The 21,561-nt window shown below is 34.8% G+C and carries 19 protein-coding genes; 2 read left to right on the top strand and 17 right to left on the bottom strand.

What is annotated here, in order from left to right; genetic code table 11:
* Positions 1 to 160: 160 nt before the first annotated feature.
* The 5 genes from mnmG to CAR_RS12465 all read right to left on the bottom strand — a co-directional run bounded on the left by mnmG (position 161) and on the right by CAR_RS12465 (position 5,840).
* Positions 161 to 2,056, bottom strand: a complete 1,896-nt coding sequence (mnmG, locus tag CAR_RS12445) for a tRNA uridine-5-carboxymethylaminomethyl(34) synthesis enzyme MnmG (RefSeq protein WP_013712089.1) — start codon at positions 2,054 to 2,056, stop codon at positions 161 to 163.
* A 251-nt stretch (positions 2,057 to 2,307) separates the two neighbouring features.
* Complete coding sequence (gene mnmE / locus CAR_RS12450; protein ID WP_013712090.1) at positions 2,308 to 3,696, bottom strand: tRNA uridine-5-carboxymethylaminomethyl(34) synthesis GTPase MnmE; 1,389 nt, start codon at positions 3,694 to 3,696, stop codon at positions 2,308 to 2,310.
* 212 nt (positions 3,697 to 3,908) lie between these two features.
* A complete protein-coding gene (locus tag CAR_RS12455; RefSeq protein ID WP_013712091.1) occupies positions 3,909 to 4,676 on the bottom strand; it encodes a DUF3891 family protein in 768 nt (255 codons plus the stop codon).
* Between the two features lie 104 nt (positions 4,677 to 4,780).
* Positions 4,781 to 5,221 (bottom strand): ASCH domain-containing protein, encoded by a 441-nt coding sequence (locus tag CAR_RS12460; protein WP_013712092.1) that lies wholly within the window; start codon positions 5,219 to 5,221, stop codon positions 4,781 to 4,783.
* Between the two features lie 16 nt (positions 5,222 to 5,237).
* A complete protein-coding gene (locus CAR_RS12465) occupies positions 5,238 to 5,840 on the bottom strand; it encodes a TraX family protein (RefSeq protein WP_013712093.1) in 603 nt (200 codons plus the stop codon).
* Between the two features lie 385 nt (positions 5,841 to 6,225).
* On the opposite strand from CAR_RS12465, the gene CAR_RS12470 reads away from it, so the two are divergent.
* Positions 6,226 to 7,080 carry a 3D domain-containing protein gene (locus tag CAR_RS12470; protein WP_013712094.1) on the top strand — a complete coding sequence of 285 codons (855 nt, stop codon included), beginning with the start codon at positions 6,226 to 6,228 and terminating at the stop codon, positions 7,078 to 7,080.
* Between the two features lie 98 nt (positions 7,081 to 7,178).
* Here CAR_RS12470 and ade read toward each other — a convergent pair whose 3' ends face one another.
* A complete protein-coding gene (ade, locus tag CAR_RS12475) occupies positions 7,179 to 8,936 on the bottom strand; it encodes an adenine deaminase (RefSeq protein ID WP_013712095.1) in 1,758 nt (585 codons plus the stop codon).
* 206 nt (positions 8,937 to 9,142) lie between these two features.
* Here ade and treR point away from each other — a divergent pair, with 206 nt between their 5' ends.
* Positions 9,143 to 9,859, top strand: coding sequence for a trehalose operon repressor (gene treR / locus CAR_RS12480; RefSeq protein ID WP_013712096.1), 717 nt, complete (start codon positions 9,143 to 9,145; stop codon positions 9,857 to 9,859).
* 136 nt (positions 9,860 to 9,995) lie between these two features.
* Here treR and CAR_RS12485 read toward each other — a convergent pair whose 3' ends face one another.
* The 11 genes from CAR_RS12485 to rpmH form a co-directional block, all read right to left on the bottom strand.
* On the bottom strand, positions 9,996 to 10,538 hold the full coding sequence (locus CAR_RS12485; RefSeq protein ID WP_337999052.1) for a GyrI-like domain-containing protein: 543 nt from the start codon (positions 10,536 to 10,538) through the stop codon (positions 9,996 to 9,998).
* A gap of 90 nt (positions 10,539 to 10,628) precedes the next feature.
* Positions 10,629 to 12,299, bottom strand: coding sequence for an alpha,alpha-phosphotrehalase (gene treC / locus CAR_RS12490; protein ID WP_013712098.1), 1,671 nt, complete (start codon positions 12,297 to 12,299; stop codon positions 10,629 to 10,631).
* A 22-nt stretch (positions 12,300 to 12,321) separates the two neighbouring features.
* Entirely contained in the window at positions 12,322 to 13,830 is a 1,509-nt protein-coding gene (treP, locus tag CAR_RS12495; protein ID WP_013712099.1) for a PTS system trehalose-specific EIIBC component, read from the bottom strand.
* A gap of 163 nt (positions 13,831 to 13,993) precedes the next feature.
* Entirely contained in the window at positions 13,994 to 15,949 is a 1,956-nt protein-coding gene (locus CAR_RS12500; protein ID WP_041556731.1) for an ABC transporter permease, read from the bottom strand.
* The gene (locus tag CAR_RS12505; protein WP_013712101.1) at positions 15,942 to 16,709 is read right to left on the bottom strand and encodes an ABC transporter ATP-binding protein; all 768 of its coding nucleotides are present in this window, start codon (positions 16,707 to 16,709) and stop codon (positions 15,942 to 15,944) included. The genes CAR_RS12500 and CAR_RS12505 overlap by 8 nt, the downstream gene beginning before the upstream one ends.
* A 121-nt stretch (positions 16,710 to 16,830) precedes the next feature.
* Positions 16,831 to 17,856: a sensor histidine kinase gene (locus CAR_RS12510; protein WP_083806900.1), complete on the bottom strand. Its 1,026-nt coding sequence runs from the start codon at positions 17,854 to 17,856 to the stop codon at positions 16,831 to 16,833.
* Positions 17,843 to 18,541 (bottom strand): response regulator transcription factor, encoded by a 699-nt coding sequence (locus tag CAR_RS12515; RefSeq protein ID WP_041556735.1) that lies wholly within the window; start codon positions 18,539 to 18,541, stop codon positions 17,843 to 17,845. The genes CAR_RS12510 and CAR_RS12515 overlap by 14 nt, the downstream gene beginning before the upstream one ends.
* Before the next feature lie 173 nt (positions 18,542 to 18,714).
* Complete coding sequence (gene jag, locus CAR_RS12520; protein ID WP_013712104.1) at positions 18,715 to 19,509, bottom strand: RNA-binding cell elongation regulator Jag/EloR; 795 nt, start codon at positions 19,507 to 19,509, stop codon at positions 18,715 to 18,717.
* Between the two features lie 33 nt (positions 19,510 to 19,542).
* Positions 19,543 to 20,373: a membrane protein insertase YidC gene (gene yidC, locus CAR_RS12525; protein ID WP_041556736.1), complete on the bottom strand. Its 831-nt coding sequence runs from the start codon at positions 20,371 to 20,373 to the stop codon at positions 19,543 to 19,545.
* 36 nt (positions 20,374 to 20,409) lie between these two features.
* Positions 20,410 to 20,748 carry a ribonuclease P protein component gene (gene rnpA, locus CAR_RS12530; RefSeq protein ID WP_013712106.1) on the bottom strand — a complete coding sequence of 113 codons (339 nt, stop codon included), beginning with the start codon at positions 20,746 to 20,748 and terminating at the stop codon, positions 20,410 to 20,412.
* 158 nt (positions 20,749 to 20,906) lie between these two features.
* Positions 20,907 to 21,041: a 50S ribosomal protein L34 gene (gene rpmH, locus CAR_RS12535; RefSeq protein WP_007725519.1), complete on the bottom strand. Its 135-nt coding sequence runs from the start codon at positions 21,039 to 21,041 to the stop codon at positions 20,907 to 20,909.
* Between the last annotated feature and the right edge of the window lie 520 nt (positions 21,042 to 21,561).

The following is a 21,561-nucleotide window of genomic DNA, read 5'->3' on the forward strand; positions in this document are numbered from 1 at the left end:
TAGTTTTATACTTATTTTTACAGTCCCTCTATTTCCCAGGAAATAATAGTTAGAAAAGTTGTTGGGTAAGACATTTTTTTAACAACTCTAATTATATAATCGAAGAGAACCTAACAATTAAGCATCTGCTTAATTGTTAGGTTCTCTTCGTAATTACTATCTATACTTGTACTTTTGCAATTTTCCCTTGTTCTACATAAACCATTAAAATCGAAATATCCGCTGGATTTACACCACTAATACGGCTAGCTTGGGCAATTGTTTCAGGCTGAATTTTAATCAACTTTTCCTTTGCCTCTGTAGCGATACCATTGATAGCAGCATAATCAATATTTTCCGGTATACGTTTATTTTCCATACGTTTTAACTTATCCACTTTTTGAGAAGCTTTAGCGATATATCCTTCGTATTTCACTTGAATTTCTACCTGTTCTTCTACGGCTAATGGAAGTTCATAGTCTCGAGGAACGAATGCTAAAAGATCTTGATACGAAACTTCTGGACGACGCAAGAAGTCTTTAGCTAATATGCCATCTTTTAAAGGTGCTTGGTTATTTTCAGTTAAATACGTTTGGATTTCAGCAGTTGGTTTCAAACGAATAGAACCTAGACGATCTATTTCTCCTTCAAATTGAGCTTTTTTCGCTACAAAGGTATCGTAACGTTCTTTTGTTACTAGTCCTATTTGGTGACCGATTTCAGTTAATCTAAAATCTGCATTATCATGACGTAACAATAAACGGTATTCTGCACGAGATGTCAATAAACGATAAGGTTCATTTGTACCCTTTGTCACTAAATCATCAATCATAACTCCGATATATCCTTCACTACGTTTCATTACAAAAGGTTCTTTCCCTTGCACTTTAAGTGCTGCGTTCATACCAGCCATAATTCCTTGACCTGCTGCTTCTTCATAGCCAGAAGTTCCGTTCATTTGACCAGCAGTAAACAAGTTTTCGACTACTTTTGTTTCTAAAGAAGGACGTAATTGATGAGGCGTGACCACATCGTATTCAATTGCATAGCCAGTACGCATCATTTCTGCGTTTTCCAACCCTTCGATTGAATGTATAATATCTTGTTGAACATCTTCCGGAAGAGAAGTTGATAATCCTTGGACATAAACTTCTTCTGTATCGCGTCCTTCAGGTTCTAAAAACAATTGATGTCTTGGTTTGTCACTAAAACGGACAACTTTATCTTCAATTGATGGGCAGTAACGAGCGCCTACTCCTTCAACAATTCCTGTAAACATTGGTGCACGGTGAAGGTTATCTTGAATTTTTTGATGAGTCGATTCATTAGTATACGTTAACCAACACGATAACTGATCTTTTAAATAAGAACTGTTTGGTGTTTCATAGCTAAAGTGATTCGCTTTTTTATCACCTGGTTGTTCTTCCGTCACACTGTAATCAATTGTTGAAGATTTAACTCTAGGAGGTGTTCCGGTTTTAAAACGATTTAATTCAAAACCATTTTCTAGTAAACTTTCAGAAAGTTTAACAGATGGTTGCGAGTTATTTGGACCAGAAGAATATTTCAGTTCGCCAATGATAATTTGACCACGAGAAGACGTACCTGCTGTTAAAATAACTGCTTTAGATCGATAGATTGCACCAGTATTTGTGATGATTCCTTTGCATATACCGTCTTCAATAATTAGTTCATCAGCAATTCCTTGTCTTAAAACAAGATTTTCTGTTTCTTCAATGGTTTTTTTCATTTCATTTGCATACATAAATTTATCTGCTTGGGCGCGTAAAGCTCTAACAGCAGGTCCTTTACCGGTATTCAGCATTCTCATTTGAATATATGTTTTATCAATATTGCGGCCCATTTCACCACCAAGAGCATCAATTTCTCGAACGACGACACCTTTAGCCGGTCCTCCAATTGACGGATTACAAGGCATAAAAGCAACCATATCTAGATTAATGGTAATTAAAAGTGTATGACTTCCCATTCTTGCTGCGGCTAATGCGGCTTCTGATCCAGCATGACCTGCACCAACAACAATTACATCAAAATTTCCAGCTTCATAATGATTCATTTAAACAATCCCTTCTTTCGCGTCTTTCTTTTTTAACTATTTACGTCTAATTTACTTTTTGTTTTATTCATTGATTTGAGTGGCTTTTAGTTGAGTTTCGCTTCCCAGTGTCTAACGGGAAGTTTAGCATTTTTATAGTTGAGCTGCGTGTCTCATCCTCTCGAGAAAAAGATAAAACTTCTTCGGGGTAAAAACCCCCTACGAATTTTTCCTGTTTTCTTGTCGAGGATAAACGAGACACTCCGCATCCTTTATTTTCCTAAACAGAATTGGCTGAATAGTTGGGTCAGCAGTTCGTCTTGAACACTGTCTCCTGTAATTTCGCCTAATAGATCCCAACAACGTGTCATATCTATTTGAATAAGATCAACTGGCATACCAGCTTCTACTCCATTGATGACTTCATCTAACGCCTCTTCTGCATCATTCAATAGTGCAATATGACGTACATTAGATACGTAAGTAGCATCACGTTCACCAGTTTGTCCAGTAAAAAAGAGAGCAGCTATTTTCTTTTCTAAAACATCTACACCTGATTTAGATAAAATAGAGGTCTTCACAATACTCTCTGGATCTACTAGCACTTCTAGTTCCGTTAAATCTAATTTGTTTGGTAAATCCATTTTATTTAAAATAATAATACGGTGGTGTTGGCTTGTTGCTTCAATTAAGGCTTTATCTTCTATTGTTAAAGGTTCACTTTGGTTAAAGACTAACAATACTAAGTCTGCATCGCTCAAGGCTTGACGACTACGTTCTACACCAATGCGTTCAATAATATCTTCTGTTTCACGGATACCTGCTGTGTCTACCAGTTTTAATGGCACACCTTTAACACTGATGTATTCTTCAATAACATCTCGTGTGGTACCAGCGATATCTGTAACAATGGCTTTTTCTTCATCCAACAAGTAATTTAATAAGCTTGATTTCCCAACATTTGGTCGTCCAATAATGGCTGTTGCAAGACCATCTCTTAAAATTTTCCCTTGACTAGCCGTTTCTAGCAACTGTTGAATTGAAGCTTTAACTAATTTAGCTTTTTCAATCAACAATTTCGAAGTCATTTCTTCAACGTCATCGTATTCAGGATAGTCAATATTCACTTCTACTTGAGCTAATGTATCTAGTATGTCTAAACGCAAATTGCGAATTAAATTAGACAAGTTTCCATCTAATTGCTTTAATGCAACATGCATAGCTCTGTCTGTTTTAGCACGTATCAAATCCATTACTGCTTCTGCTTGAGACAAGTCGATTCGTCCGTTCAAGAAAGCTCGTTTTGTAAATTCACCGGGTTCAGCTAAGCGAGCGCCATTTTGTAAAACACATTGCAGAACTTGATTGACAGAGGTAATCCCCCCATGACAATTGATTTCAACGACATCTTCTCTAGTAAAGGTTTTGGGTTCACGCATAACAGATACCATTACTTCATCTATCGTTTCATTCGTTTTTGGATTTTCAATGTGGCCATAGTGAATAGTATGACTCTTTTGTTCAGCAAGTGCTTTTGAACCAGATTTATATACGCGATCTGCAATTTCAATAGCTTGTTCCCCACTCAACCTTACTATTCCTATTGCCCCTTCGCCAGGAGGCGTCGAAATAGCTGCAATTGTTTCAAATTCTAATGTCACGCTCTCTCACTCCTTCTATTTTTTTGCACGAAAAAAGTGCCCACTCCACCCTTTTGATTTTTACAAAAGGAATGGAAAGCACTTTGACTACTTTTATCATTCAGATAAGTTATTTAATTTTTTAGTATAGTTAATGTTAATTTGTTGTTCCGTTAAGACTATACAAGTTCTCTAACTATTTGTCAATAACTTCAGTTGACTTTATTCATGATTTACATTGATGATTTAACACTGATTTGTACTTCTTCGTACTCTGCTTCATTGTAGCTATCTAACAGTCCCTTTTCCATAATTGTTGCTTTAGAAACCACTTTTTGAATCATTCTACTATTAATAGAGCCTTCAAAAGGGAAAATGTCTAATGCAATCGTTTCTTCATCGATCCAGCTTGGCTGCATATTTGTTTCATTCAATCCAAGTTTTTCAGATAATGAGAGTCCTTTTTTAAAAAAGGGATGAATCGTTTCTTTAGTGGCTCCAGGTTCGTTGACACATGCATAGACAGAAAGAGTATCTCCTAATGCCAATAAAGCGTAATGGAAATCAAAAATACGTTTATCAAAATGATCCAATGCAGCAATGATTCGATTTTTCCGTTCTTCTTCTTGCTTAAGAAATAACTGTGACTCTTTGGATGAATCTTTTAAAAAGAATTGAATATAATGTCTGCTGCAAAGTAATGCTGCATAAGCATCAATTTTTTCAACTTCATCGATACCATAAGTATAAAAAATAATCTTCGGTGCTTTCGGAAAATCAAAGAGTGAATAAGGAACTTGCTTTTTATCGTTCCAAAAAGGGCTTTTATCAAGATATTCCCATCCATAGTCATGCATGCGAATGGCATAATCTACTGATTTCCTTAACTCTTCACCTTGAAATAAAGTTGTTTTCCATTGAGCTATAACGTCTCCAGCGAATTGAGCATGGTTCTTTTGTTCAATCATAACAAAATCATTTTCCCGTTCTCTAATAATCATACTGATGCACCCTTTCAATTTGTTTCAGTTAGCCATCAGCTAGAATCTTCATTCTTTTTGACGACCGTTTCACTTTTCATTATACCATTATTTTTGAATTCCTCTTATTTATAGATTACTTCAAATTCTTCACACACGACAAGAATATTATCATGAAAAGCTAATCCGCTTTGCTTATAAGATTTTTCAAAAAAGGCTTCGTGAACTTCTCTCCAGTACCGTAATGATTGATCTCCTTCACCTTCTTTAAATGCATGTTCTTCAGATACTTCTAAAAAAGGGACCACAGACACTTTGATCGTCTTTGTGATACAGACTGCCTCGTCATTAGCATCAAGTATGATATTTAACGCTCCTACTTGGGGTAATGCTTCGTTTTCTATCGCATATTCTTCATAGGCAGAAGCCGTAGCAGTTTTTACCTGTTCAATGGTTAAGCGCGCTAATTCATCTGGTGCTACACCGTAGCTCCAAGCTTGATACGATTGATTCTGATACTCTGGGCATACTGAAATAAATTTCTGCCACATTTGTTGTGCTTTCATAATATGTACTCCTTTCTTATAAACTAAATTTAATAGCTAATAAAATTAATTGATGCAATGGATAGTAAAGGTAACCAAAAAGTTTAGGTATTTTTTTAGTCCCTATATAAGTGTCTATTAATAGTAGAAAAATGGTTAAACAGGCAAAAATTTGGACAGACGGCCAGACAAAAACATGCAACGCAAGAAAGAGCACTACTCCAAGTGGCTTATGAATGAATACCATACAATAAATAGCCCATCCCAATAAAAAACCATATATTCCGTACTCACAAAAATAACTCAGTATTAATGTTAGAACAAAAAACCGCTTATCTTTAATAGAAAGTGCCACCAAAGCCAATGTAAATAATATATTAAACATTGTTCCAGAATAAAAGCTGATTGGAATCGTTAAAATACCTGTGCCAATCAATTGAAAAAAATACCTTTTGAAATTGCTGGTATTTTTAGTCCCTTGAATCGTTGTGTACAGAAAGCATGGAAAAGCTATCCTTCCTATGATACGAAGCCAAATTAGATCAGGATACAAGTAATAACCGATATGATCGATTGTCATTGTAATAATTCCAATCCATTTGATTGCATTGATCTTATTGTAATTTTCCTCTTCTGTCATTTTAGCACTCCCATTGCAATAAATCCTTTATTTGTAAGTATTTTCCGCTATTAAGATATACCTTAATCATACTTCTTTCATGTAAATTTTATAAATTCGAATTACAGATTAAGTCATATTTTACATGATTCCACCTATTTTGTATTCATTCGGTAATGAAACTCTTGAAATAATACAGAACGAATAAGAAACGATGACGAATACCCTAAAGGGCTTTTAATTTTTTTTCACCGTGGTAGGATAGCATTTGTTGAAGGAACAACCCTTCATTTTCATCAGCACTTAGAGATTGTATGGAACATTGTCGCTTAGAATCCACAGTCAACTTCTCTTACAGTACGTAGGAAAAAAACTATATTTAACCAACAAAGGAGATCAATATAACATGAAAAACTTTAAGTCGAAATTTTTTATAGCAAGCGCAACTTTAGCTTTAACAGGTGTCATGGCTGTTTCAAACCCAACAGAGGCTTCTGCTGCTGAATATACTTCTAGCACTTGGGAAGCTCGTTCAGTAGATGAGATCAAACAAGATCTTAAAAGCACTGAAGACGGAAGCACTGAATACACTATCCAATGGGGCGATACATTATCGTCTGTAGCCTTGGCAACTGATTTATCTATTAATGATTTAGTAAACGTAAATGATATAAATAATGCAAACACTATTTATAGTGGCAACACTATTTCTTTATCTGCTGACCAATCAACTGTTACTATTGAAACACCTGAAGAAACTAAAAGCTATGATGTTAGTGCTCCAGAAGTTGTAGAAGTAGAGCCTGTTGAAGAAGCTCCAGTTGTTGAAGAACAAGCTCCTGTTGCTGAAGAAGCACCGGCTGTTGAAGAACAAGCTCCTGCTGCTGAAGAAGCTCCAGTTGTTGAAGAACAACAAGCTCCTGCTGCTGAAGTTGCACCAGTCGTTGAGGAACAAGCTGCTGAAACTGCACCAGCTGGTAAAACAGTTACTGTTGAAGCAACAGCTTATTCAACAAATCAACCTGAATTAAGTGACACTACTGCAACTGGAATCAACTTGAATGAAAATCCAAAAGTGATTGCTGTTGACCCAAGTGTTATTCCATTAGGTTCAACTGTCTACATTCCAGGACAAGGTACATTTATTGCTGGTGATACTGGTAGTGCCATCAAAGGAAACCGTATTGATGTTCACATGACTGATTTAAACCAAGCATTAGCTTTTGGTAGACAATCAATGGAAGTTCAAATTTTAAACTAATACCACTAAATTAAACTTAACTTATTCATATCCCCCAGATGTTGAATAATTAAAAAGATCCACCTAAGAGAGTTCAATCTTTTAGGTGGATTTTTTTGTTACTTATTTATAACTTGAATAGGTATGTGAGCAGACTGTTCAAAATCAAATAATCCTAGATCTGTTAATTTTAATTTTGGAATAACCGGAAGGGTTAAAAAGGATAATGTCAAAAATGGATTGAAATTTAATTCTTCTCCAATAGTGGCAACTGCCTGATTCAGTTCTTTTAAATTTTGGTCAACAACTAAATAATCCAATTCTGTCATTAGTCCTGCTACAGGTAACGCTAATGAAGCGAGTACTTCTTGTCCTGCTACTACAGCTAAACCACCATTGGTTTTGATAACTTGTTCGACTGCTTTTAGTATTTCCTGATCAGAAGTTCCCACTGCTACGATATTGTGTGAATCGTGCGCCACAGTTGTAGCAATTGCTCCTTTTTTTAAATGGAATCCCTTTACGATACCTAAGCCTACATGATTGGTCCCATTATGTCGTTCAATAACAGCAATTTTCAATTGATCATTCTCGGTTGAAGAGACAAAACAGTCGTTTTTAACTGTGACATTTTCCTTTAAATGATTAGTTACTAAACTATTAGGAATAATTCCGATAACGTTACACAAGGAATCTGCTAAAGGTATCGCTAACGCTGCTGTTGTTAATTCTTGGGTGTTTATTTTTGCTAAATCCGCACCTATAAGCTTTTTTTCCACATTGGACTTAAATAAATCATCATTTAATTTACCTTGGTCTGAAATGATAACTCCTTTTTTATATACTTGATCAATAGCAACGGTTTCTAAATCATCCAAAATCAAAAAATCGGCTTGGTAACCTGGAGCAATAGCACCTAAATGTTTCAAATTAAAGCATTCTGCTGTATTTAACGTTCCCATTTGGATAGCCGTTATAGGGTCTAGTCCTTTTTGAATAGCCAATCGTACAATATGGTCGATGCTACCCTCTGCTAATAAGTCATCAATCAATTTATCATCTGTAACAAATAAACACCTTCTAGCATTTTTTGCTGTTATGGCAGGTAATAAGGCCGTTAAGTCTTTAGCTACTGTTCCTTCTCGAATCATTAAGTACATACCCAAATCTAAACGGTCTTTTGCTTCTTGTGCATCAATACTCTCATGATCTGTCCGAATCCCAGCTGTTAAATAGATATTTAGTTCTTCCCTTGTCAAACCGGCAGCATGCCCATCAATGAAACCATTTGCTTCTTGGACCATGGCAATTTTATCCATCATAACGCTATCGCCATTTTTAACGGAGAAAAAGTCCATTACTTCCGCTAAGCCTAATACTTCTGGCTCTGATAAGAAAGGTTCAAGTTGTTCGGCGTTCAATAGTGCACCGTTATTTTCAAATGCTGTTGCTGGGACACAAGAAGATAACATAACATAAATATCCATTGGCAATTTTTTGGCTTCTTCTAGCATAAATTGAATGCCATCCACTCCAGCTACATTAGCAATTTCATGCGGATCCGTAACGACACTAGTTACACCATGTTGCAGTACGACTTTTGAGAATTCTTTTGGTGTTAGCAACGAACTTTCAATATGCACATGTCCGTCAATAAACCCTGGTACAATAACTTTATTTTGAGCATCAATTGTTTCAACTCCGTCATATGAGCCTATTCCAACAATCATACCTTCTGTTATCGCAATATCTCCACTCATAAATTCTCCCGTAAATACGTTTACGATCGTTCCATTTTTAACAACTAGATCAGCTGGTATTTTTTTTGCTGCTACTTTGATTCTTTTTTCCAATGTTCCAGTTTCTACATTTCTCAAATAAATTGCCCCCTTGTAACGTATACACTATTTCGCTTTTATATTCTTCCAATAATACACTAGCAAGGTTTAAACACAACTTTTATTTCTAATTTTTCTTACTGTTTTTTTACTTGTTCTTCTTAAATAAGTGTTAGCATTTACAAGTTTTTCTCAATGGATTATGCTAGAATGTAAGCTAAGGATAGGAAATGTGAGGAATCTATATGAGCAAGTTTAATGAAATTTTTTTAGATCTTGAAGCAGCTATTTTAAATCAGCGATTTATTTCAGGCGATCTTTTACCTAGTGAAAATGAATTAGTCAAAACCTACAATGTTTCCCGTGAAACAATTCGAAAAGCTCTAAATTTACTTCTAGAAAAAGGGTATATACAAAAAATACAAGGCAAAGGCTCTATTGTTTTAGATATTAAACGCTTCGATTTTCCTGTATCAGGGTTGACCAGTTACAAAGAACTCCAAGATGCACAAAATATGAATAGTCAAACAATTGTGGTATCAAATAACTTACTACCTGTTTCAGAAGAGTTAGCAAATCACTTAAATCTTTCTGTAGGTACTCCTGTTTTGTATCTTGAACGATTAAGAAAAGTACATGGAGAAGTGGTTATCATTGATAAGGATTATTTATTAACTTCTATTATTCCAAGTATCCCGAATGAAGCAGCTGAAGATTCGTTGTACCATTATATTGAACAAACATTGGGTTTGTCTATCGGGTATGCTCAAAAAGAAATAACGGTAGATCCTATTACCGAAGAAGATAAGCGATTGATGAATTTACAAGAAGATACCCATGTTGTAGTTGTGCGAAGCGATGTCTACTTAGAAGATACAACCCTATTTCAGCATACCGAATCTCGTCATCGTTTGGATCGCTTTCGATTTGTCGATTTTGCTAGACGCCGAAATTCTCTTTAGGTAGAACCCAGACTCTATAGGCAAAACTATTCAATTTTTTGAAACCAGTATGAATAGCACACAAAAACGCTTAGGTTTATAAACCTAAGCGTTTTTGTGTATGATTCTTTTTGTTCAAGCTCTGCTAGACTACTGATCAAATTTCAGTTACTTTAAATCTCAAAACGGTCTTTAATTTTTCAGTGGCCGTTCTTCTAGCATCTGAAATATAAATTTCCTTATGTGTTTTTTCTGCCCTCTTCAGATTATTCTGTGAACAATACTGTTCCATCAAATCGAATGTTTCTGATTCATTATCATAACTGCCAATATGCATGGATTGAACACATAAACCTTCTGTGATCGTTTCAAATTGAACAGCGTCTAAAAGGGTAGTTGCTTTTTTTTGTTTAACACTCTCTAGTGCATATTGAAACAATTCTTCTGTGACAAAATCAGGTTGTCTTATCATTAACTTGTATACCAAGTGATCCTTGTTTAAATAGTCTAATTTCCGACCTTTTTTATCTAGATCCCAATGTCCTTCTAAAGGAAACACGGTATAGTCAAAATATCCTTCAGGTGTTAGTCCTTTTTTAGGCATCATCTTTATGGCATACGACAACCCATAGAGAATTTCAATGTGCTTTTTAAATGGTTCACTATTTGGATTTCCCTTACCTTCTATTGTAAAAAAAATTCATTTCTGGAACTTCAATTGTAGAAGGTTTTTTTTGGGGTAAATAGAGATCTTTTAATTGTTTTCGCCACTCAAACTTGTTCATATTTATCAGTTCCCTTTTTTATTTTTTTCAAAATAAAAAGCAATTGTTTCGTAAGGACCTAATTCTAGGTTAGTGGTCAAGTCTCTTTCTTTTCCATTCCCAATAAGATAACGACTAGGTCTAGTTAAAAACTCTTCTGGAATTTCCAATGTTACCAAATCTGCATAAAAATGATTGAGTACAAGCAACTGTTCACCTTCATATTCTCTAACATAGCCATAAACACTCGGGTGATCCATCATGATTCCGCGATAACTTCCTTCAGAAATAACCGGCATTTCTTTTCTTAATTGAATCAATTTTTTATAAAAATTAAAGATGGATCCTTCTGCTTGTTCTTTTTCTACATTAATTTGATGGTAGTTGTCAGCTAATTTTATCCACGGTTCCCCAGATGTAAAACCTGCATTTTTTTCATTTGTCCATTGCATTGGAGTCCGGCTATTATCTCGAGATTTACTTTTGATGATTTCCATAATTTCTTCATGCGGCAAATTTTTTGCTTTTAATTCTTTATATGCATTATGCGTTTCAATGTCTACATAATCTGTAATTTCTTGAAATTCTGGATCTATCATCCCAATTTCTTCTCCTTGATAAACATAAGGAGTCCCACGCAGCAAATGAATTGACTGAGCAAAGAGTTTAGCAGAAGCTTCAAAATGATTCACTGGATCTCCAAATCGGCTTATCACACGAGGTTGGTCATGGTTGTTCCAAAACAATGCATTCCATCCATTTCCTTGAGACATGCCTTCCTGCCAATCGTTAAGCAACTCTTTTAGTTTTATAAAGTCAAATGGTGTTTTGCTCCATTTTTCGCCATCTAAATAATCAACTTTTAAATGATGGAAACTAAATACCATCGATAGTTCTTGTTTATCAGGATTAGAATAAGCAATTCCGTTTTCAATCGTTGTTGAAGACATTTCACCGACTGTCATGATATCCGAATATCTTCCAAACGTTTTTTGGTTCATTTCATGGATAAATTCATGCGCGATTGGGCGATCTGTATACAGTGATTTCCCTACATTATCTTCTGCATCTAAAAGTTCTTCATCTTTACCAATTACGTTAATCACATCAAATCGGAATCCTTTTACGCCTTTTTCCAACCAAAAATTGACTACATTAAATACTTCTTCTCTTACTTCAGGATTACGCCAATCTAAGTCAGCTTGCGATATGTCATACAAATGCAAGTACTCTTTTCCAGTATCAGCAAAAGGAGCCCAAGCTGGGCCGCCAAATTTGGAGACCCAGTTCGTAGGGTGACTTCCATCTGCCTTTGGCTCACGTAAAATATAGTAATCTTGGTATTTTTTTTCACCTTTAAGAGCTTTTTGGAACCATTCATGCTCGATAGAAGTATGATTTAACACCATATCTAACATAACTTCCAATTTATATTCCTTCGTTACAGCAATGAGTTCCTCAAAATCTTCCATTGTTCCAAATAAAGGATCGATTTCTACATAATTAGCGATATCATAGCCATTGTCTTTTTGTGGAGAAATGAAGAATGGATTGATCCATAATACATCAACACCTAACTCAGCTAAATAGGGTATTTTTTCAATAATTCCTCTTAAATCCCCTACTCCATCTCCATTGGAATCCTTAAAAGATTTTGGGTAAATTTGATACACGACTTTCTCATGAAAGGTACTCATTTTATTCCTACTTTCTAAAAAATTATTTTCCTAATTCTGGTTCTGCAACAACGACTTGATCTGATTTATTTAAAATATTGTATTTACGGAAAACGACTGTTAAAACAAACGGCACTACTATTGCAATTACCATACAAATAGCGAAGATAAGCCAATATTGATTTTGAATTGATAAAATCCCTGGAAGTCCACCAACACCAATTGAATTGGCTGTTACATTAAAGATAGTTGCTACTAATCCGGCAATACCTGACCCGATCATAGCCGCCACAAATGGGTAAATGTATTTGATATTGATCCCAAACATAGCGGGTTCAGTTACGCCTAGGTAACAAGAAATCATTGCTGGAATAGACACTTGTTCTTCTTTTTCATTTCCACGGTGTAAGAAGATAATAGCCAATACTGCTGAACCTTGTGCAATGTTTGACAAAGCAATCATTGGCCATAAATTCGTTCCATCAAAGTCAGCAATCAATTGTAGATCAATTGCATTCGTCATATGGTGCAATCCGGTAATGACTAATGGTGCATACAAGAAGCCGAACAAGGCTCCAAATAACCAGTTAAATGAGCTTCCTAATCCTGCATAAACGATACTTGAGATCCAGTTCCCTATAACCCAACCAATTGGTCCTAAAACTGTATGAGCAAGTAAAACAGTTGGAACTAAAGCAAAGAATGGCACGAAAATCATTGAAATAGCTTGCGGGATAATTTTACGTAACCCTAATTCTAAATAGGCAAGTAAAAATCCAGCCAACATAGCAGGAATAACTTGTGCTTGGTACCCAATCATATCAATGGTGAAATAACCAAAGTCCCAAACTGGAATTTCTGCTGCTGCTGTTCCGGCAACTGCATATGCATTCAACAATTGAGGTGACACTAATGTAAGCCCTAGAACAATACCTAAAATTTGAGTTGTTCCCATTTTCTTAGCAACACTCCATGTGATCCCTACTGGTAAGAAGTGGAAAATGGCTTCACCAATCAGCCATAAGAACGAGTTAACTCCACTCCAAAACTGACTGACATTAACAATGGTATTGTATACAGGTTCTCCTGCATTATTGACTTGTGCTACGCCATCTACCATCAATTGACCAAGAGATTCCATGGGAATAGCTTCTAAAATATTACGGAACCCTAAAATAAGACCCCCAACTACGATTGCTGGAATAATGGGTGTGAAAATTTCTGCTAAAACAGACATCGCACGTTGTACAGGGTTTTGATTCTGTTTACTTGCTGCTTTCACTTCGTCTTTAGATACGCCTTCTTTTCCGGAAATTTTTGAAAATACATTATAAAATGTGGCAACATCATTGCCAATAATAACTTGATATTGACCGGCTTGAGTAAAGGTACCTTTGACTGCGGGGATATCTTCGATTTTTTTGCTGTCTGCTTTTGCTGGATCATTTAATACGAAACGCATGCGCGTGGCACAGTGACTGACTGCAGAAATATTATCGGGACCTCCGATGTCTTCTAAAAGCTGTTTTGCATCTTGCGTGTAATCTGCCATTTTTTTTCCTCCTAAGAAAAAGTTATAATTGCAACTTGTATATACAAGTACAATGTAACCTTTTTCTTTTGAAAATGCAAGCGTTTTATCTTCGTTTTTTAGTAAAATAAAAGAAGAGCGATTTAAGAACTAATCTTAAATCGCTCTTCTACTTTTTAGTCCGTTACTTAACGATACTATAATAGACTTTTGAAGTTACTTGATAAATAATGCCATAAATCACACTATAGCCAACAATTACACCTGCAAAACACCAAAAGACTAGTGTTGTATTTACTACATTAAAAAGGAGTAACAGTTTTTGGATAATTGGAAAGGCAAATGCGACATGAATCACAGCGACTACTAGAGGCAATAGGAACATCCAAATAATTTGTAAACGCGTTGTTTTACGGATCGTTTGTTTGTCTAATCCTACTTTTTGCATGATCTGGAATTTTTCTCGGTCATCATAACCTTCTGAAACTTGTTTAAAGTAGGTAATCAAAGCTGCTCCAAAAGTAAATAGTAGTCCAAGAAAAATACCTAAGAATAAAAATCCACCATTCACATCATACAATTCATCGCTTAAGAGTTCTTTTGACTCAAAGTATAAACCTTCTCTACTGTTTAATTTATCTGCCAATTTCTCAGAATAGCTTTTTTTCTGCTCTTGTGTCCCAGTCGTATTCCATGAAATCATTGCATCCATAGGAACATCATACTCAATTTCTGATGCCTTAATATTATAGTCCATAATAGACTGAAGAACTTCTTTTGATTCAACTACAAGGATCATATTCGGGCTTAACATTTCATCCATTTTAATAGGATTTTCTATCTTTGACTTGATCTGATAGGTTTCATCTCCTATAAGCAATGTAGAAAAGTCGTAGTTATCTTTTAAGTCATAAATCAATATTTCATCAGCATCTAGATCAATTGATTGATTTGTCATTTTTTCATAGTCTTCTTGTACGATTATTGTAGTATTAAAAATTTCGTTTACAGAATAATCAGTTTCGCCAAGAATCAGTTCATTATCTTCTACTATTGGAAAAACGTCATAATAGGTATAGATTTCTGTACCCGTTACTTCTAATCCTATTGCTCCTGTTTCTTTTTGGATCTCTTTAAATTCTTCTTCTAAATTAGCATCTGCATAATAAGTTATTTTATTTTCATAAGGAAACCGGATATCTAAAGTACCTTGTATCCCAATAAAAACTGCTATCGTAGTCGATACTGCCACGATGACCATCGTGGCTAGAATAGTAATATTAGCTAACCCTACCGCATTTTGTTTCATGCGATAAAGCATACCAGAGATTGAAATAAATGGACTTGGACGGTAATACAATTTCTTATTTTTCTTCAATGCTTTCAGAATAAATATTGATCCCGAAATGAATAAGAAATATGTACCTGCAATAACCAAAAGAACCGCAAGGAAAAAGTAAATCATTGCATCCATTGGATTATCGATCGTTACAGACAGATAATAACCTGATCCAATCAATAATATAGAAAGAATAAAAAGGAAAATAGAACTTTTTGGTTCACGTTCTCCTGTTTGCTTCCCTTTGATCAATTGAATTGGATTAGAAAATGTCACTTGAGTAATATTATAGATTAACGTCACCAAAAAGATGAGAACAAATATTCCAATCGTAATCATTACAGCATTCAATGTAAAAGGAAAAGACATTTTTACGCCAAATTTCAAAGCATAATTTAAAACAAGAAAAGCAAGTTCTCCCAGTAGATGCCCGAGAATCAAACCTACAATGATGCTAAATGAGCTGGTTACTACTGATTCAATCGTCAATATTCTAGAAACATGTTTCTTCTTCATACCTAGTATCGCATACAAGCCAATTTCTTTTTTCCGACGTTTGATCAGGAAACTGTTAGTATACAAAATAAATAGAAAGGAAAATACCCCAATGACTACGGCTCCAAAAGTAAACATCATAGGTAAAGACGCGTTTCTTGTCTGAACAAATTCATTTCCCTTTAAAGCAACCATCATATAAAACATCGCTACCGTAGCAATAGAAGCAAAAATATAAGGCAAATAAATTTGCTTATTGGATTTGAGGTTACGTAGAGCTAACTTTGAAAAAAATCCTCTATTCATGCTGCTCACCTCTATTAGCTAGTACGATCAACGCTTGAGAAATTTTGTCCATGAACTGATCTGGCGTTTGTTCACCACGGTAAATTTCGTGGTACACTTCACCATCTTGAATAAACAATACACGGTTCGAATAAGCAGCAGCTCTTGTACTATGAGTGACCATGATAATGGTTTGGCCAGCGTTGTTGATGGTTTCGAAAGTTTCTAATAGGCTTTGGCTGGATTTTGAATCTAATGCTCCAGTTGGTTCATCAGCAAGAAGTAACTTAGGATTAGTGATCAAAGCACGAGCTACAGCTGCACGTTGTTTTTGTCCTCCAGATACTTCGTAAGGATAATGATTGATCAACCCATCAATTTTCATCTTTTTAACAATTGGCATCAGACGATGTTCCATTTCAGTTATTGGCGTATTAGAAAGCACTAGCGGCAATAGAATATTGTCTTTAATCGAGAAGTTGTCTAGTAAGTTAAAGTCTTGAAACACGAACCCAAGATAATCTCTACGGAAATTAGAAATATCACTGTCTTTAATTTCTGTTAAATCATTCCCTTCTAGCAAGACCTCCCCACCTGTAGCTGTATCCAGTGTGGCTAAAATATTTAATAAACTTGTCTTACCAGAACCTGATTCTCCCATGATGGAGACGAACTCACCCTTTTCAACTGAAAAATTCACGTCTTTTAATGCTTGTACTTCTTGTGTTGAGAACCTTGCTGTATATGTCTTTTTTAAATGATTCACTTCTAATAATGTCATAATTACTTCCTCCTGTTCATTTCCTTATCTCTATTACTAGTTTAATAAAAATGAACAAAGTCTGCTTTTATCTTTTCTTACAGATGGGTAGGATAATCTTACACTTTTGTAAGGTTGTCTCTTAATACTCTCTTATTAAAGGTTCTCTTGTTAAATTGATCATTACTTTGGTTCCTTTTTCTAAAGTTGATTCTATTTTTAATGTATGTCCAAGGCGTTTTGTGATTTCCCGGCTAAGAAATAGCCCTAATCCAGTTGATTTTTCATGGATACGACCATTAAATCCTGAATAACCTTTCTCAAATATACGCGGTAAATCTTCAGAACGGATGCCCATGCCAGTGTCTTCAATTACCAGAACTTGTTCAGCTGCAGAGCTCATATAAATGCGGATTTTACCGCCTTCTGGAGTATATTTTAGACTATTAGAAAGAACTTGTTCCACTAATACCTTCAACCACTTCTCATCTGATAAAACAGTTTCGCTGGTTTCTTGATAATCTAATTGAATATGATTGTAGATAAAGAGAATTGAAAACTTTTTAACTGTTTCTTTGATCACTCGATCAAGCGAAACTTGCACAAAATCCAAATCAGAACCACTTTGCTCAATTTTCAAATAATTCAACGCCATATGTGTATAGTTTTCAATCTGTAATAACTCTTGTTCCATTTGATGGCTAAATTTCGATTTAGTGTCCCGTTGCATCAATAAGCTGATAGCTGAAATGGGTGTTTTAATCTGATGCAGCCACAAGGTAAAATAGTCCATCTGAGACGTATTGCGTTGCAGACTCTTCTTTTTTATTTGTTGTATTTCTTCTATCAAATTTTCAATCTTAAAATGAAAGAATTCTTCACTCGGATCTCGATTCGACGACAGTTGCTTCAATGTATCAATTGGATCATTATCTAATCGTTCCAACAATCGAAATCGTTTGTAATATCTTGAAAATTTAAACAAGAAGAAACACCCGCCTATAAATAGCGAAAGTTCGATACTAAATACTAAAAAGTACAATGGCAATTGTCCTAATACATAAATAAAACTAAATACGCCTAAGTTAAGTACATACGCTAAAAAGAACGAATAGTTAGCCTTTATAAACGCTTTTATAATATCTATCCCTTTATTAGTTGTTTTCAATAGTATCATCATCCTTTTGTAGTCCATATCCATAGCCCTTTTTAGTGACAATAAATGAGGTCAAGTCCAATTCTGCCATTTTTTTTCGTAGACGATTGATGTTGACTGCTAATGTGTTGTCATCAATAAATGACTCATTCTCCCATAGCTTCATCATGATTGCTTCTCGAGAAACAAAGGCCCCTTTTTGTAAAAATAAGACTTCTAAAATTTTCATTTCGTTTTTTGTCAGCTCAACTTCTTGATCTTGGTATTGAATCTTTAATTCACTCGTTTTTAGATAGACTTGCTGATAACTTAAATAAGCATCATTGCCAGTGAAATCATATGTTCTGCGCAATAGCGCTTGTATCTTCGCTAGGGCAACGGTTAAATCAAAAGGCTTACTAATAAAGTCATCTGCTCCCATTTGAATAGCCATCACAATATCCATTCGCTCACTTTGAGAAGAAATAAAAATAATCGGTACTTGTGAGATTTTTCGAATTTCTGTACACCAGTAATAGCCATTAAAATAAGGCAGCTTAATATCGATTAAAACTAGTTGAGGTGCTTCATGCGTGAAAGTATCCATAACCCCATTAAAGTCTGTTATATGGAACGCATCGTATTGCCATTTCGTTAACTCTTCTTGTAAACTTGAAGCAATTACCAAGTCATCTTCAATAATCATAATTTTAACCATTTTATGCACCTACTTATCTTTAATTATTTACTACATACTATACAGGATTTTTTTTAATCATCCTATGAGACTTTTGCCTTAGTCAGCAACTACACTACAAAAAAAAGAAAGAATTCGGCTGATCGTGCTAACCGAATTCTTTCTTTTACTATTTTTTCTATAGAAAAATTTATTTACTTTGATTCAACGACTAAATAACGGTGAGGTTCATTGCCTTCAGAATGAGTAATAACAGAATCATCTTTACTTAAATAAAAATGAATTTGTTTTCTTTCCGAAGCAGGCATAGGTTCTAAGAATACAGGTTGCTTTGTACGTCGAACTTTTAAGGCAGTCCGCTCAGCTAACTCTCTCAAAGCATTTTCACGGCGTTCACGGTAATCTCCAACATTCACAACAGCACTAAATTTTGTTTTAGCATGACGATGCAGCAAAACTTGAGCTAACGATTGTAAAGCATTTAGTACTTTACCATGTTTGCCAATAATCAAACCCGCTTTTTCTGTTTCAATATGAAAAACAACTTGATCTTTAGTTTCTTCTACCATTATGGTACTAGAAATACCCATTTTTTGCGTAATGTCTTGAAGGTAATCTGCCACCATTTTGATCGCTTGCTCATCATTTCGTTCCGTATTAATTGCGGTAGAAAGATGATCCGTTTCTAAATGATTCACTTCTGACAAGATAGGTGCTTCTTCTTGTCCAGTTTCAACTTGGATTGAATCAGATGATGGGCTAAAAGTTTCCTCTTTAATAGCTGTTTCTTGAAAGACTTCTTTAGTATTGCTACCTACTGCAATTTTAGTAATTGTTACAACTGCATCTTTCTTACCTATTTTAAAAATTCCTTTTCTGCCTGGATCTATTATTTCAATAGAAGCTTCTTTTTTAGTGATCCCTAGTTTCTTCAACGCTTTTTGAGTAGCTTCCTCTATTGTTTCAGCTTGAGCTGTGTACTTATCCATATGCCTGCCTCCATTCTCCCCATTTTTAACGCTTTATCTTTTTTTCTTTTTCTTCGGTTTCAATGCTTTTTCAAGAGCACGTTGACGATCTCGTTCAGTTTTTATTTTTTCATCACGTTCTTTTTTAATTTTAAAAGGATTATTTAATAATAATGTTTGTGCCACAGAGAACGCATTTCCAACTACCCAGTATAACGATAAGGCACTAGGTAATGTGATACCCATGAATAAGATCAAAGCGGGCATTACGTAAAGCATAGTGGTTGTTGTTGGATTAGCCTCTGCTTGACTCATAGTAGATAGCTTAGTCGTTGCAAATGTTAATATAGCAGCTAATATAGGCAAGATGAAGTATGGATCTGGTGCTCCTAGATTCATCCATAAAAAGTTTCCCGTTTTTAAAACTTCTGTACGGCTGATTGCTTGATACATGGCAATCAGTACTGGCATTTGAATAAGTAATGGCAAACAACCGGCTACAGGGTTGACGCCTGCTTCTGAATACAATTTAGAAGTTTCTTCTTTTAACTTACTTTGAGTATCTGTATCTTTAGAAGCATATTTTGTTTGCAATTCTTTTAATTGCGGTTGCAACTCTGACATTTTCCTAGTGCTTTTGGTTTGACCATGCATGACAGGTAACAGAATTAATCGAATAATCAATGTAAAGACAATTATCCCTACTCCATAACTTCCACCAAATAAATTAGATAACCAAATAATAACACGAGAGAAATTAAAAATAACATATTTATCCCAAATACCTGTGCTTTGTTCTGTAATAGGTGAAGTACCACAACCCACCAAAACAACTGCTAACAGTACTGTTCCTAACAAAAGAAGTAATCGCTTACGTTTATTCACGTCTTGTCCCCCACTCTAATAAATCAATCTATCTATCTATCTTAATAATTTAGCAAGCTTTAACACGTGCATCAAGCTTTTTTTTGTTTCTAGCACGGTCATCTCTGCTGCTGGTTTTCGAGCAATTACGATAAAATCTTTTTCAGCTTTTAATTGTGGCTTCAACTCTGTTAAACTTTGTCGAATGCTTCTTTTAACTTTGTTCCGCACAACAGCATTTCCAATTTTTTTACCAACGGATATTCCTACACGAAAATGTGGTTGGTCCTTCTTATCTAATACGTAAATGACAAATTGACGATTTGCTGTTGATTTGCCATGATGAAAAACTTTTTGAAATTCAGCTTCTTTTTTGACACGATAGGTTTTTCTCATTAAAATAACCTCTCATCTCTATAATAAATTGATATAAACCCGTTCCCATTTAATGGAATAAGTATTAAAAATACTCCGTAGTTGTTTACATTTAAACAACCACTGAGTACTTTTTTATTCAAATCCTAAAAAAAAAGACCACTGAAACGTTCAGTGATCTATGCAGACAATACTTTTCTACCTTTACGGCGTCTACTTTGTAATACATTACGTCCATTTTTAGTACTCATGCGTTTACGGAAACCATGTACTTTTTGACGTTTACGTTTTTTAGGTTGGTAAGTTCTTTTCATACGTGATACACCTCCTGTAAAAACTATCTCTCATTATTCTATTTAAATTATCCCAAGACAGTCTAGATTATTATAACGAAGAAAAAATAGTCTTGTCAAGCACAATTCCCCTATTTTTATTCATTCACTCAAGTATGATAGCATATTTTTACTTAATAGGAAACTATCTTTTGCAAATTCTTTTTCTAAACCCCTAATTTCTTCTCCTTTATTAAGACTTAATAAGAGTTTATTTATTTTTTTATCCAAAATAAAGATATCCACAAGTGCATAAAGATATCCACAAGGCCATGTATGACTTTTTTTTAATTTTTGTTATCCCTTAGTTATCACCTGGTTATCCACATACAAACACGCTGTGTAAAAATATTATCCACACCCCTTTTACTTTTGTGCATAACCTTCACAAGTATTATCAGGGCCATCTTTGTATCGAAATAGTTATCCACAAAATCAAACGTTTTCTTGTTGCTGAAAAAAGTTATACACTGTAATTTATCGCTTGTGGATAACTTTATTT

The organism is Carnobacterium sp. 17-4, from assembly GCF_000195575.1.
Lineage (GTDB): Bacteria > Bacillota > Bacilli > Lactobacillales > Carnobacteriaceae > Carnobacterium_B.